Annotated in this window: 11 protein-coding genes; 5 read left to right on the top strand and 6 right to left on the bottom strand. The window is 48.4% G+C overall.

Translation table 11 applies throughout. The features are described 5' to 3' along the window. Nucleotides 1–202 precede the first annotated feature (202 nt). From purD to trpC, 4 genes are all read left to right on the top strand, one after another. Complete coding sequence (gene purD / locus CR164_RS09730) at nt 203–1,483, top strand: phosphoribosylamine--glycine ligase (protein WP_110023794.1); 1,281 nt, start codon at nt 203–205, stop codon at nt 1,481–1,483. An 89-nt stretch (nt 1,484–1,572) separates the two neighbouring features. Then, nucleotides 1,573–2,004 (top strand): M67 family metallopeptidase, encoded by a 432-nt coding sequence (locus CR164_RS09725; RefSeq protein WP_110023793.1) that lies wholly within the window; start codon nt 1,573–1,575, stop codon nt 2,002–2,004. Nucleotides 2,005–2,064: 60 nt separating this feature from the next. After that, nucleotides 2,065–3,552, top strand: coding sequence for a carbamoyl-phosphate synthase large subunit (gene carB, locus CR164_RS09720; RefSeq protein ID WP_110023792.1), 1,488 nt, complete (start codon nt 2,065–2,067; stop codon nt 3,550–3,552). Continuing rightward, nucleotides 3,549–4,325, top strand: a complete 777-nt coding sequence (gene trpC / locus CR164_RS09715; protein WP_110023791.1) for an indole-3-glycerol phosphate synthase TrpC — start codon at nt 3,549–3,551, stop codon at nt 4,323–4,325. The genes carB and trpC overlap by 4 nt, the downstream gene beginning before the upstream one ends. Here trpC and rpe read toward each other — a convergent pair. The 6 genes from rpe to pheA form a co-directional block, all read right to left on the bottom strand. Next, nucleotides 4,306–4,971 carry a ribulose-phosphate 3-epimerase gene (rpe, locus tag CR164_RS09710; RefSeq protein WP_110023790.1) on the bottom strand — a complete coding sequence of 222 codons (666 nt, stop codon included), beginning with the start codon at nt 4,969–4,971 and terminating at the stop codon, nt 4,306–4,308. The two genes, trpC and rpe, sit on opposite strands and share 20 nt — an antisense overlap. 40 nt (nt 4,972–5,011) lie before the next feature. Next, the gene (locus CR164_RS09705; RefSeq protein ID WP_239994532.1) at nt 5,012–7,132 is read right to left on the bottom strand and encodes a BamA/TamA family outer membrane protein; all 2,121 of its coding nucleotides are present in this window, start codon (nt 7,130–7,132) and stop codon (nt 5,012–5,014) included. Between the two features lie 109 nt (nt 7,133–7,241). Further along, complete coding sequence (locus CR164_RS09700; protein ID WP_110023788.1) at nt 7,242–7,469, bottom strand: DUF2795 domain-containing protein; 228 nt, start codon at nt 7,467–7,469, stop codon at nt 7,242–7,244. A gap of 24 nt (nt 7,470–7,493) precedes the next feature. Then, nucleotides 7,494–8,423, bottom strand: a complete 930-nt coding sequence (locus CR164_RS09695; RefSeq protein WP_239994527.1) for a M23 family metallopeptidase — start codon at nt 8,421–8,423, stop codon at nt 7,494–7,496. 87 nt (nt 8,424–8,510) lie between these two features. After that, on the bottom strand, nt 8,511–11,318 hold the full coding sequence (polA, locus tag CR164_RS09690) for a DNA polymerase I (RefSeq protein ID WP_110023787.1): 2,808 nt from the start codon (nt 11,316–11,318) through the stop codon (nt 8,511–8,513). Beyond that, complete coding sequence (gene pheA / locus CR164_RS09685) at nt 11,302–12,141, bottom strand: prephenate dehydratase (RefSeq protein WP_110023786.1); 840 nt, start codon at nt 12,139–12,141, stop codon at nt 11,302–11,304. Before pheA ends, polA begins: the two co-directional genes overlap by 17 nt. Nucleotides 12,142–12,326: 185 nt before the next feature. On the opposite strand from pheA, the gene CR164_RS09680 reads away from it, so the two are divergent. Then, nucleotides 12,327–13,079 carry a YebC/PmpR family DNA-binding transcriptional regulator gene (locus CR164_RS09680; protein WP_110023785.1) on the top strand — a complete coding sequence of 251 codons (753 nt, stop codon included), beginning with the start codon at nt 12,327–12,329 and terminating at the stop codon, nt 13,077–13,079. The last annotated feature ends 76 nt before the right edge of the window (nt 13,080–13,155 follow it).

The raw sequence follows: 13,155 nt of genomic DNA, 5'->3' as shown, positions 1-13,155 counted from the left end.
AGTCTTCTGATTTTTTGATTCTCCATATCTTCCGCTCTTGTGTTCTTCGGTGTGATTGTGTTTAAACGGTCTGTTTGTATGGCCTTCAGGGGATTTTTTTATTTGTTTTTTTCATCGCCTGCGTTATATAGTTGGTTTGTATGGAGTGAAGGGTTACCGTAACAGTCCCGGTACATATTCGGGATTATGCAAACCATTTTTTATGAAGGTACTGATAGTCGGTGGGGGGGGCAGGGAGCATGCTCTTGCTTGGGCTATAGCTCGCAGTGAAAAAGTGTCGAAAGTCTACGTCGCTCCCGGAAACGGTGGGACAGCAACAATGGGGAGCTGCGTTGAGAACGTCGCTCTCGGGTCCACCGATGTTGATGGCCTGTTGCAGTTTGCTGTCAGCGAGTCGGTTGATTTGACGGTTGTCGGGCCGGAGCAACCTCTTGAAGCGGGTATCGTGGATCTGTTTGCCGAAGCTGGGAAAAAAGTGTTCGGCCCGACGAAATCTGCGGCGCAACTTGAAACCAGCAAGGTTTTTGCAAAGGATTTCATGAGCCGTCACGAAATCCCAACGGCATCGTACGAGGTTTTCAGGGATTATGATTCCGCAAAAGATTTTCTTGAGAAAACAACGGTATTTCCCCAGGTTATAAAGGCCAGCGGCCTTGCTGCAGGAAAGGGGGTGGTTGTTGCCGAAACACGTGCCGACGCCCTGCAAGCCATCGATGATCTGTTTGAAAAGAGGGTTTTCGGCGGAGCTGCCGACGAGGTTGTTATCGAATCCTTTTTAGCCGGTCAGGAGGCAAGTGTGTTTGCCATAACCGATGGTACCCAATACCGTTTCTTTTTGCCTTCACAGGATCATAAGCGCATCGGGGAGGGTGACACGGGTAAGAATACCGGTGGCATGGGGGCTTATGCTCCGGCACCTCTGGTCAGTGAAGAGGTGATGAAAAAGGTCGAGGAGCGTGTGATCGTTCCGACCCTCGAGGGGATGCGGGAAGAGGGAATGCCATATACCGGTTTTCTTTATATCGGGCTTATGATCGATAACGGCGAGCCTTCGGTCGTGGAGTATAATGCCCGCCTCGGTGATCCCGAAGCCCAGGTTGTACTACCGCTCATGCAGACTGAACTGGTTGAAGCTCTCGAGGCCAGCCTCGATGGGAATCTGGGTGAAATTGCATTTGAGATGAAACCGTTGTCTGCGACGACGGTTGTTCTTGCATCCGAAGGGTATCCCGGCAGTTATGAAAAGGGGAAAGTGATTGAAATCGACCCGAAACTTCAGGAGCATGACAGTGTCATGGTGTTTCATGCCGGTACAGTGCTTGAAGGCGGAATGCTCAAGACTTCGGGAGGCAGGGTGCTGTCGGTAACCGCTCTGGCGCCGACACTCGGGGAAAGTATCGCTCTCGCCTACAGTGCGTTGAGTGGCGTTGCTTTCGATGGCAGTTATTACCGTCGGGATATCGGAGCGAAAGCACTTGCTTGATTGCAGGTTTGCCGGTAGGATTTTTTCGGCAGGAGAGAGAAAATTATCAACGTATACGCTATAGAGAGAGCATAATTCGAAACGTCAGGATGCAGTTACCCCGTCGCCAGTTCGAAATAATACAGGAACATGCATTGAGAGATGTACCCTATGAATGCTGTGGTCTGCTTGCAGGTAGACGGCAGCCAAACCACAAGGGTGAATACGAAAATTTGGTTTATGAGATAGCCCCATGCGCCAACGTGCTTTATAATGGCAGGGAGCATGGTTTTGAGATTTCCTATTCCGAGTATATCGATGTCGAGCGCGAGGCGAAAGGGCTCGGGCTCGAAATTGTCGGATCATATCACTCTCATATCGGTTCGCCTGCGGTTCCTTCAAACAACGATGTGAATTTTGCAAGGCCGGGTCACTCGATGATCATACTTTCCGTGCAAAATATGCAGCCGTCTGCCGTGACATCCTGGTACCGCCGTGAGGAAGGTGGTTTTCACCAGGAAGCTATAAGGGTGATAGAGTAGCGACATTTTTTTTTACATTACCTTCGTTCATCGTCAGAAACGCATAAAACCGGAAGAAAAGTGCCAAAGCGGAAAGATATCAAGTCGATTTTAGTCATAGGTGCCGGTCCGATTGTTATTGGCCAGGCATGTGAATTCGATTATTCAGGTACGCAGGCTTGTCGGGCTCTCAAGGAGGATGGTTACCGGGTTATCCTGGTAAACAGCAACCCGGCAACCATCATGACCGATATAGAGTTTGCTGACAGCACCTATATCGAGCCGATTACTCCTGAATATGTTCGCAAGATTATCGAGAAAGAAAAGCCGGATGCTTTGCTGCCTACAATGGGAGGACAGACAGCTTTGAACACGGCTGTAAGCCTTGCCGAAAGCGGTGTGCTCGAGCGGAACGGGGTTGAGCTTATCGGGGCCAAGCTCAGAGCGATAAGAAAGGCAGAAAACCGGGAGTTTTTCAGTGATGCCATGAAGAAGCTCGGCCTTGAAATGGCGAAGGGCTTTTTTGTCCGTAACGAAAAGGAGGCAAAGGAAGCGCTCGAAGAGATTGGACTGCCAATTGTCATACGGCCTTCGTTCACTCTCGGTGGAACCGGTGGAGGGTTTGCGGAAACCAAGTCCGATTATTACGATGCAGTCAGACGGGGTATTGCGGAAAGCCCTATCGGGGAGGTCCTTGTCGAGGAGTGCCTTATTGGGTGGAAAGAGTTTGAACTCGAAGTGATCCGCGATCTTGCCGACAACGTCATAATTGTTTGTTCAATCGAGAATGTTGACCCCATGGGGGTTCATACCGGCGACAGTATTACGGTAGCTCCCGCCCAGACTCTTTCAGACCGCCAGTATCAGGCTCTCAGGGACGCATCGATAAAGATTATCCGTGAAATAGGAGTTGAAACCGGCGGCAGCAACATTCAGTTTGCCATCAATCCGGAAAACGGCAGGGTTGTTGTTATCGAAATGAATCCGAGGGTATCGCGCAGTTCCGCTCTTGCGTCGAAAGCTACAGGGTTTCCTATCGCCAAGGTTGCAGCGAAACTTGCGGTCGGGTACACGCTCGATGAGATTCAGAACGATATTACCAAATCGACACCTGCGAGCTTCGAACCGGTTATCGATTACTGTGTCGTAAAAGTGCCCAGGTGGGATTTTGAGAAGTTCAAGAACGTTGATTCGAGGCTCGGTGTGCAGATGAAGTCTGTAGGAGAGGTCATGGCTTTCGGGAGGAATTTCCGTGAAGCTCTTCAGAAGTCTCTTCGCGGGCTTGAAATCGGCCGAGCCGGTCTGGGAAGCGATGGAAAGGACGTTATGAACGTCGTCGATATGACGCAGCAGCAGAAGAAGTTTGCCAAAGAAGACCTTCTGGAAAAGATCAAGATACCGAAAGCCGACCGGATGTTTTATCTGCGTTATGCCTTTCAGGCAGGTGCGACCGTTGAGGAGATCCATAACTCGACAGGTATAGATCCGTGGTTCCTGGATAATATTCGCCAGATTGTCGATTTCGAGAGCGAGTTGAGAGCTATGGCAGGTCAAGCCTCTTCTTCATGACGACCTACCTGACAAAAATACTCGAACACAAGGCGGGTGAGGTCGATGTTTTAAAACAACAGGGGCCTGCTGCGCGCTATCACACTGTAGAAAAAGATCTTCCTCCCGCTCGGGGCTTCAAGACTACGTTGCAGAACAGTCAGGGAGAGATCCGTCTTATCGCCGAAGTAAAGAAAGCATCGCCTTCCAGGGGTGTCATGGTTGAAAACTTTCAGCCCCTCGATATAGCGAGACGATATGCGGAAATTGGTGCTTCGGCCTTTTCCGTTCTTACCGACCGGAACTTTTTTCAGGGAGCTAACGAGTATTTGCAGCAGATAAGCGCTGCTTTTGATCTTCCTGTTCTGCGCAAGGATTTTATCATTGACGAGTCACAGATTTACGAGGCTCGCCTGATAGGGGCCGATGCGGTTTTGCTTATCGTTGCAGCGCTCGATACTGTAAGGCTCAGAGACTACCTGCAACTTGTCGAAGGCATTGGGCTCGATGCCCTTGTGGAAGTGCATGATCATGCAGAGCTGGATCGTGCGCTCGATGCCGGAGCGGCTGTTATCGGAGTCAACAATCGGAACCTTAACGATTTCACCGTCTCTCTTGACACATCACTTCGCCTCAGGCCTTCTATTCCCCGGGGTGTTGTTGCCGTTGCGGAAAGTGGCCTGAAGCGTGCTTCGGATGTTGCCATGATGCAGGAAGCATCATTCGATGCCGTCCTGATCGGTGAAGGGCTGCTGGGTCGTGAACTTCAAAGATTTACCTGGAAGCGGACTTGATTTTTGCCGCGGCTTCCTCCGGGTTTTCAGCCTTAAAGAACGCCGTACCGGCAATCAATGCATCCGCTCCTGCCGTTACAAGATCCTGCGCATTGTCTACGGTTACACCTCCATCGACTGCAATAATCATTTCCGGGTTGAGGTTGTTGCGCATGGTATGGAGTTGTTCTACTTTTCCCAAGGAGGACGGAATGAATTTCTGACCACCGAATCCCGGGTTGACCGACATCAGCAAAACGAGGTCGAGATCAGGCAATATCGATTCAAGCGTCGATACCGGTGTGCCGGGGTTTATCGACACTCCTGCTTTTGCTCCCAGACTTTTAATGAGCTGTACACTTCTGTGCAGGTGAGGGCAGGTTTCCTGGTGAACCGTTACCTGGTGTGAACCGGCGCTGATGAAATCGGGAATGTACGAATCGGGATCGGAAATCATCAGATGGGTGTCGATGGTAAGGTTCGAGCACCCTGCAATCGCTTTTACGATAAAAGGGCCGAAGGTTATATTCGGTACGAAATGCCCGTCCATGACATCGCAGTGAAGCCAGTCTGCCCCTGCTTTTTCGGCAATTTCAATTGATGCGGCGAGTTTCGTGAAATCTGCAGAAAGAATAGACGGTGCCAGAAGTGTGTTTTTTTGCTGCATGATGGTACAAAGAATAACAGATAAAGGGTTACAGTTGATATTAAAATGGTTCTCCGATCCCGAAATTGAACGTGAAATCTCCGGGGCTCCAGTTGGAGAGCTGCCAGGGTTCAGTTTGTGTAGGATCGTAAAGTTTATAGGCAAAATCAAAACGGAAAGGGCCGATCGGTGACCCCACACGCAGGCCGATACCGGCATCCCATGCGATATCCTTGTAAAGAGACTCGAGTGTCAGGGCGTAAGGGCCGTTTCTGTCCCATATGTTTCCTACATCGGTAAAAAAGGCGATACCGGATGGTTGACCGAAAAGTTTAAAGAATTTCAGGCGATATTCAAGGTTTGTTTCGATTTTTATATCCGCTCCCAGCGTTGCGGTAGCCTCGCTTTTGTTGCCGCCTGGTCCCAGCGTATTGAACTGCCAGCCTCTCATGCTATTGGGCCCACCCGCATAGAAACGGCGCTCGTCGGGCGTAGCATCGGCTTTGCCATAGGGAGCCATTGCGCCAAGGAAAACCCTTCCGGCAATTTGCTGTTGTTCGGTGAGATCTTTGGTGAAGGTGAACTGGCCGCTTGCTTTGAGAAACTGTGAATATGGTGTCCCGAAAATCTGGGGTTCATCATCTGTGAATCCTGTGTAACTTTTCGTGTCGATATATTCATCGATAAGATAAACAAGGCCCCCGACTTCTTCGAGAGTGATGTTCCAGGTATAGATTGTTTCATCGGTCTCACGTAACGGGTCGTTCTGGTTCGAGTAGAAATATTGCAGACGAAAGGTTTGATTGAGATTGGTTTGCAGCAAGCTGTCCAGACTGTTGTCGACAGCAACCGGGTCGGTTGGGTCAACGCCGATATTCTCGGCAAGATCGGTTTTGAAAAGCTCCTTGAACCCGTCGAGAGAATCTTTTTTAACCAGCTCGAGCTCAAAGAAATCAAAATTCAATCGGGATTTTTTTGAGAGTTGTGCATTATAGCTCAATCGAAAAAGCCCTTTCTGATTATCGAGAAGAATCGGTAAACGGGAGCGAGAGTATTCAAGGGTTCCTGCGTAGATGTTTCCGGGTTTTTTCAACTCGGGTTTGGTAATGTTTGCCGAAAATGCAAACTCATAGGGCCTGTACTTTGAGTAGAGGCTTTCGTCGAGGTTGTTCAACAAATCGTTCGATGTGCTGAGCTGCATCCCGAAATCGGTGGTGACTTTCAGATTTTCCGCGCCCCCGAAAAGATTTTTATTTTCGTATCCTACTGAAGCGCCTGCGAAAAGGCTTCCATAACGGTTATCAAAATAGATTTTGGGTTCAATGAGATGCTTCGGTTTCGGTTCCAAATGGATCGATGTATACAGTTTGCCTTCGCGAACCGAATCTTTTCGTATGAATACCGAAGAAAAAACATTTGTCGAGCCGAAATTCTGCAATGTTTTTCTTTCCAGAGAAAGACTGGTTGTATCTCCAGGGCGATAGGCTGTATAATTCGTGATCAGTTCGGATGAAATGTCCTGCCTGCCGTGTTGCACGATATCGATACTGTCCAGCCGGATATTTTTCTGTTGCGGTATTACCTCCGCCGTGTCTTTCGTGAGCGGGTCGTGAACGACGACCTGAAGTGAGCCGTATTCGAGCACTTTGGGAAGTGAGATATTCGTCTGCAGACCGGCAAACAAGCCGGTTGTATCCACCTGTATGCGGATACTGTCCTCATGCATGAATGCATAGCCGTATTCCTTGAAGAAATCAACTGTTCGGTCACGTTCTTCTATGAGGTGATCGACTGTGAAAACGGAGTCGCGCTCCAGTTTGCTCTCTTCGAGATACTGCTTTTTCAAAGTCGCTGTTATACTGTCGATCCCTTCATATCTGACGGTGTCGATTCTGGCTGGGGAATTTTCTTCAATGAGGATGCTCAGCTCGACTCTGTTTTTTTTTTCATCGGTTGTTACCGATGCGTCGACTGTCGCATCAAAATAGCCCTTGAAAGTGTAGAGTTTTTTTATCAGGGCTATATCACGGTTGAACACCTCCTGGTTGAAAATATCCTTTTTGGAGGTGGAAATAACTTCGAGGATCTCTTCTTTGCTCAGAGATCGATTCCCGGTTACCGATATCTTTTTTACGGTAACCGGCTGATCAGCCGGCTCTGTCCGGTCTTGTTTCTGGGCTATGCACGATGGTGTTGGGAACGCTTGGACGGCAATTGAAAGAATCAGAAATGCAGTGCATAGCCGAAAAATTTTTTTATGTAGAAAAAAAACACGCGTCGTATCGATCTCCCTAATTTATAGGCTCTTCATCTCCATAGCAAAAATCTTCATCGGTAGGATAATCGGGCCAGATCTCCTCGAGACTTTCATACAATTCATCGCTTTCAGGAAGGTCACTCAGATTATCGATGACAGCCTGGGGGGCTCCGGTACGATTTGCGAAATCGATCAATTCTTCTTTTGTTGCAGGCCATGGGGCATCGGCAATATATCTTGCCAGGTCCAGGTTCCAGAACATATGGTATCGGGTATTGATTCAGAATTATGAGTTACTGTTGTTTTGCTTCGAGGCAGGTTTCGCTGTCAGGAAACTCTCCGGCGCGAACGTATCAAAAAAATAGGCGGATGGATTTATCTTCCGGTTGTTTTTGTGTACTTCATAATGCAGGTGCGGGCCGGTTGAAATACCAGTGTTGCCTGAAAGAGCGATGACATCACCTCGTGTTACTTTCTGACCTTTTTTAACCAGCGACTTTGAAAGATGCGCATAAACAGTCTTGTAGCCGAACCCGTGATCGATCACGACTTTTTTGCCGTAACCGAAGTTATAACCCGTATACTGGACTACTCCATTTCCCGGAGCATATACTTTTGTTCCTGAAGGTGCGGAGAAATCAATGCCGTCATGGTGTATACGTCTTTTGTAAATGGGGTGCTGGCGCATACCGAATCCACTCGTGATGCGGCCATTGATAGGTTTCAGGGCAGGGATCGATGCGAAAAGCACCTGATTTTTAGCCCAGGTATCCTGTATTTTTTTATGGCTGTTTTTCTGTTGTGCAATTTTAAGGCCGAGCTTGTCTATCTTTTTTTCAGTCATCGCAAGAAGATGGACCGATGACTCCTTATCGGCAAACATGTCTGTGGTTCTGCTTCCGCCTGTACCCATTTTCTTTTCTTCTTCAGGTATCAATGGGAGGTTGACGGCAAGGCGTAATTGATGATCGGAAACAGAAAGTGATTCAATTTCTTCTTCGAGTCTGGAAATCTGCTTTTGAAGTGCAATGAGCGATTCGTCGCCGGATGAGTGAATGGAAGAGGTGGTAGAGCTGTTGTTGCGAAAGGCGAAGGATGTCGCGGCAATCAAAACTATGGAAATGATAAAAATCCCTGCGAGCAGCAATGTAAGAACGTGCAGCGGCATAAACCGTCCGTCTTCTGTGAGATAGTAGAAGCGTTTCCTGGAAAACATCAGTCTCCTCTGGTTGGAATGTACAGGGAACTTTTTGAACTTCGAAAATATAAAAAAAGTTTTTCGTTCGGCAATACTTCTGCGTTATCAGTGTGCGTCCAGCCAGTTTTTCCCGGTTCCGATTTCAACCTCGACGGGTACGTTCGATAGGCCGCATATTTCGGCTGCTTTTACCATGCAATCCGTCGCTATTATCGAGAGAGCCTTTTTCTCATCCGGTGTTGTTTCAAAAACAAGTTCATCGTGAACCTGCAGGAGCATCGAGGACTGCATGTCGTTGTCGTGCAGCTTTTTTGCCGTGAGGCTCATTGCACATTTAATGATGTCGGCTGCGGTTCCCTGAATAGGAGTGTTCATGGCTGCCCTTTCAGCTGCCATCCGAATGTTCCTGTTTTTGCTGCGCAGGTCAGAGATATATCTTCTGCGTCCGATCAACGTTGCAACGTACCCTTTTTCAGTTGCATCGTTGATGATTTTCTGGAGTGCTTCAAACAGCCCGGGATATTTCGATTTATACGTTTCAATGATGGTTTTGGCTTCCTTTTGGGTGATATTGAGCCTCTGGGCAAGGCCGTATGGCTGAATGCCGTAGAGGACACCGAAATTGACTTCTTTGGCTTTTCGCCTCATGTCGTCGGTTATGGTTTCCGTGTCGAAAATCGCTTTTGCCGTTGCTGCGTGGATATCTTCTCCCTGTTTGAATGCCGATATAAGGTGGGGATCTTGAGAGATTTCTGCCGCGATACGAAGCTCTATCTGCGAATAGTCGGCTGAAAGAAGATAATTGCTTTTTTCAGAGGGTATGAACGCCTTGCGGATTTCTTTACCTAATGCTGTACGGATCGGGATATTCTGCAAGTTGGGATTCGAGGAAGACAATCTGCCGGTAGCGGTAATGTGCTGGTTGAAAGAGGTGTGCAGCTTTCCGGTTTTTCGGCAAAGCATTCTGGGAAGCGCCTCGATGTAGGTGGTTTTGAGTTTCTGAAGACTGCGGTACTCCAGAACATCTTTTGCAACCGGATGGAGCAGCGATAGATCCTCGAGCACCCTCACATCGGTTGAGTAACCGGTTTTGGTTGTTTTTTTTGCCGGGAGGCCGAGAACATTGAACAGGATATTACCAAGCTGCTTGGGCGAATCGATGTTGAAGCTGACGTTGGCTGTTTCGTAGATTCTTTCTTTGAGGTCCTCGATCTGCCGGTTAACGATTTCTGCTGTTCGTTTCAATTGGCCGGTATCGAGGGAGATTCCTTTGAATTCCATCTCTGCGAGTACTTCGACGAGCGGAAACTCTATATCGTGGCACAGGTTGTAAAGTTCGGTATTTTTACCGAGAATTTTCTCCTGGGTTGCCTGGAGTCGAAGTGCGATGTCTGCGTCCTGACAGGCATAGGCGGTGAGTTTGTCGACAGGAACTTCATGGATGGGTATGGCTTTTTTCCCTGAGCCGGTCAACTCACTGTACGTTGTGGTACGGTATCCGAGATATCGATCGGCAAGATCGTCAAGGTTGTGTTTTTCCTCCGGATCGATGACATAACTTGCGAGCATGGTATCGAATCCGACTGGAGAAAGCCGTATTCCGTAGTTTTTAAGCACAAGCATATCGTACTTGAGATTTTGGCCATTTTTGACAATGGCCTGGTTTTCAAGCACTTCTTTGAGTATGTCGAGTACCATTTCGGGGCTCAGTCCTCCCGGAGTACAATAGATGAAGTATGCTTCTTGCGGTTTCCAGCTGACCGATATTCCCACAAGTTCGGCTTCGAGAGTATTCAGACTGGTTGTTTCGGTATCGATGGCGAAGCCTGTCAGTGCCGAGAGTTCTTTTTCAAGGTTACGCACTCCTTTTGCATCGCCAATGAGATGATAGGCTACATTTTCAGGCGTTGCAGTCTCAGGGTTCGGCAAGTCGGTGTTACCGTGTCGAGGGGGCTGGATGCCGGGGAAAATTTGTGGAATCCTTGCTGCCACGCTTTTCATTTCCAGTTCGTCAAGCAGATTGAAAAGTTTCGAGCCATCCGGTTCTTCACTTTCAAGGTCAAGCAGTGTCGTATCGAGGGGGAGATCCGTCCTGATCGTAACGAGATCCTCGATCAGTTTCCGCTGGGTTTCGAATTCTTCAAGGCTTTTGCGCGATTTCGGGGGAAGCTCGTCAAGATGGTTGAAAACGTTTTCGAGGCTGCCGTATGTATTGAGGAGTTTTGAGGCTGTTTTAGGACCGATTCCTTTTGCTCCCGGGATATTGTCCGAACTGTCGCCGGTTAGCGTCAGAAGATCGGTGAAACGTTCCGGTGAGACACCGAACTGCTCCATTATTTCTCCGGTGCCGAGAAGCATCAGCTCATTTTGTTTTTTGCCGGGTTTGAGAATTTTTACTCCGTCATGAACAAGCTGTGCAAGGTCTTTGTCAGGTGTAACGATATAAACGGTGCAGTCCTGCTCGAACTTTCTCGCTGCACTTCCTATGAGGTCATCGGCTTCATAGCCCGGTTGCTTGAGAACCGGAATCCGCATTGCTTCGACAAGCTTGAAAATCAGATCCAGCTGTGCGATGAGATCTTCTGGGGGGGCCGGACGGTTCGCCTTGTAAAGTTCGTAGAGTTCGTGCCGGAACGTTTTTTCCGCACTGTCGAAAGCGACGGCAAGGTAGTGCGGTTTGTAGGTTTCGTAGATTTTCAGCAATGTCACGAAAAACCCATATGTTGCACCTGTAGGAATGCCTTCCTTTGTCGTCATTCCGGTTCGTTGCAGCGCAAAGAAAGACCGGTAGACCAGCGCCATGCCATCGAGCAGAAAGAGGGACGGTTTGTCCCCGGTGCGTTCCGGCTGTTTTTTGTTCGATGCGATGCTCATATCGAATGTTAATTGACCGGTATTATTCAACGACGCCATAACTCCCCAGAACTTTAACCATTGTTGCAAATTCCCTGAGATGTGTCAGGGCATTGTGAATCGCGGGATCGCTCTCATGTCCGATGAAGTCCACATAAAAGAAGTACTCGAAAGCTTTCATTCTCGAAGGGCGGGATTCGATTTTAGTCATGTCGATATTCCTTAGCGCCAGTGTTGCCATCGCCCTGAACAGTGAACCCTGCTCGTTCGGCAGAGTGAATACGATCGAGGTTTTCTGTCTGGTTGTGTCCGGCTTGTTTTTAAGATCGAGGTCCGAGGTGTGTTCTTCGTGGGTGATGCAGAAAAAACGGGTGATGTTCCAGTCCTCGTCAGCGAGGTTCTCTCTGAATATTTTCAGGCCGTACAGTTCGCCCGCTCTTTTTGATGCAATGGCAAACTGAGCCGGATTACCTTCATCAGCGATGATTTGGGCACTGCCTGCGGTATCATACGCTACTTCAGGCGTGAGATTTTTATGAGCAGCGAAAAAGTTGCGGCACTGGGAAAGAGCCTGCGGGTGCGAGAGAACGTTACCGTCGGCATTGACGGATGCCGTCGGAAGACCGAGCAGGCAATGCTCAACCTTTACGAACGTTTCAGCAGCAATTCGGACAGGATGCTGCATCAGCAGATCGTAATTATGGTGAATGCTGCCTCCGAGAGAGTTTTCGATCGGAATGACCGCGCAAGAAACGTCTCTATGTTCAACAGCGTAGAAGGCCTTGTCGAACGTTTCGAAAGGAACCGGATCGCCGAAGCGTAGTGCGGCTATTTCACTGTATGCGCCGGGTTCTCCCTGGTATGCTACCAGCCGGTTTGTCATTATTTTTTCTTGTGATTAATTTTAGTAAGCTAAGCTTGATATGATACTACGGTGCCTTGAACTGTTTGCGTACCGGTTCGAAATACAACTTGATCCTTTTCGGTTTGGGCATTCAGCTTAGGTTAAAGAAAATAAATCTATTATCATAAACGGTTATTTTCCTGTTTTAATTAGCATGTATAATTATGTCTGGACACAGTAAATGGTCAACGATTAAAAGAAAGAAGGCCGCAACCGATCAGAAAAGAGGTAATTTGTTCACCAAGCTGGTGCGTGAGATTACCATTGCAGCGAAAACCGGCGGTGGAGATCCGGGAGGTAACCCGCGGCTGCGTCTTGCTATCGATACGGCAAAGGCCAATTCAATGCCTCATGAGAATATACAGCGAGCCATCAAGAAAGGTACCGGAGAGCTCGAGGGGGCTGTTTATGAAGAGATAACCTACGAGGGCTATGGCCCGGGCGGTATTGCTATCATCATAGAGACCGCTACGGATAATCGCAACAGGACTGTTGCCGACATCAGGCACGCCATAAATCGTCACAACGGTTCGCTTGGTGAAAACGGAAGCGTCAGCTGGATGTTTCAGAGAAAGGGCACTATTGACGTTACCAAGGCTGCGGTGAGTGAGGAGGCGCTCATGGAGGTGCTTCTCGATGCGGGTCTCGAGGAACTTGACAGTGATGATGAGAATTATTTCAACGTGATTGTCGATGTAAAGGATCTCGAAGCTGCGAAACAAGCGCTGGATCAGGCCGGTATTGCCTATGACAATGCGAAGATGGATATGATTCCTGATAATTTCGTTGAACCGGGACCTGATGAAACCGTCAAAGCCATGAAGCTTATCGATGCACTTGAAAACTGTGATGATGTTCAGGCGGTTTACAGTAATCTTGAGATCAGTGAGCAGGCAATGAACAGTCTTGACTCCTGAAAAAACGAGAGAGTGAACATTCAGCACTACTTGTCCGGGTTACTTGTTTTCTCGTTACGGCAAGGTATGCTTGAAC

The sequence above is a fragment of the Prosthecochloris marina genome (genome assembly GCF_003182595.1).
In the GTDB taxonomy this organism is placed as follows: domain Bacteria; phylum Bacteroidota; class Chlorobiia; order Chlorobiales; family Chlorobiaceae; genus Prosthecochloris; species Prosthecochloris marina.
The sequence above is the reverse complement of the archived record's forward strand: the minus strand, read 5'-3'. Positions and strand labels throughout refer to the sequence as shown.

Bases quoted from the DNA above. Each gene is read 5' to 3' on its own strand.
- purD (WP_110023794.1), top strand. From the start codon at position 203: ATGAAGGTACTGATAGTCGGTGGGGGGGGCAGGGAGCATGCTCTTGCT.
- CR164_RS09725 (WP_110023793.1), top strand. From the start codon at position 1,573: ATGCAGTTACCCCGTCGCCAGTTCGAAATAATACAGGAACATGCATTG.
- trpC (WP_110023791.1), top strand. From the start codon at position 3,549: ATGACGACCTACCTGACAAAAATACTCGAACACAAGGCGGGTGAGGTC.
- rpe (WP_110023790.1), bottom strand. From the start codon at position 4,971: ATGCAGCAAAAAAACACACTTCTGGCACCGTCTATTCTTTCTGCAGAT.
- CR164_RS09700 (WP_110023788.1), bottom strand. From the start codon at position 7,469: ATGTTCTGGAACCTGGACCTGGCAAGATATATTGCCGATGCCCCATGG.
- CR164_RS09695 (WP_239994527.1), bottom strand. From the start codon at position 8,423: ATGTTTTCCAGGAAACGCTTCTACTATCTCACAGAAGACGGACGGTTT.
- polA (WP_110023787.1), bottom strand. From the start codon at position 11,318: ATGGCGTCGTTGAATAATACCGGTCAATTAACATTCGATATGAGCATC.
- pheA (WP_110023786.1), bottom strand. From the start codon at position 12,141: ATGACAAACCGGCTGGTAGCATACCAGGGAGAACCCGGCGCATACAGT.
- CR164_RS09680 (WP_110023785.1), top strand. From the start codon at position 12,327: ATGTCTGGACACAGTAAATGGTCAACGATTAAAAGAAAGAAGGCCGCA.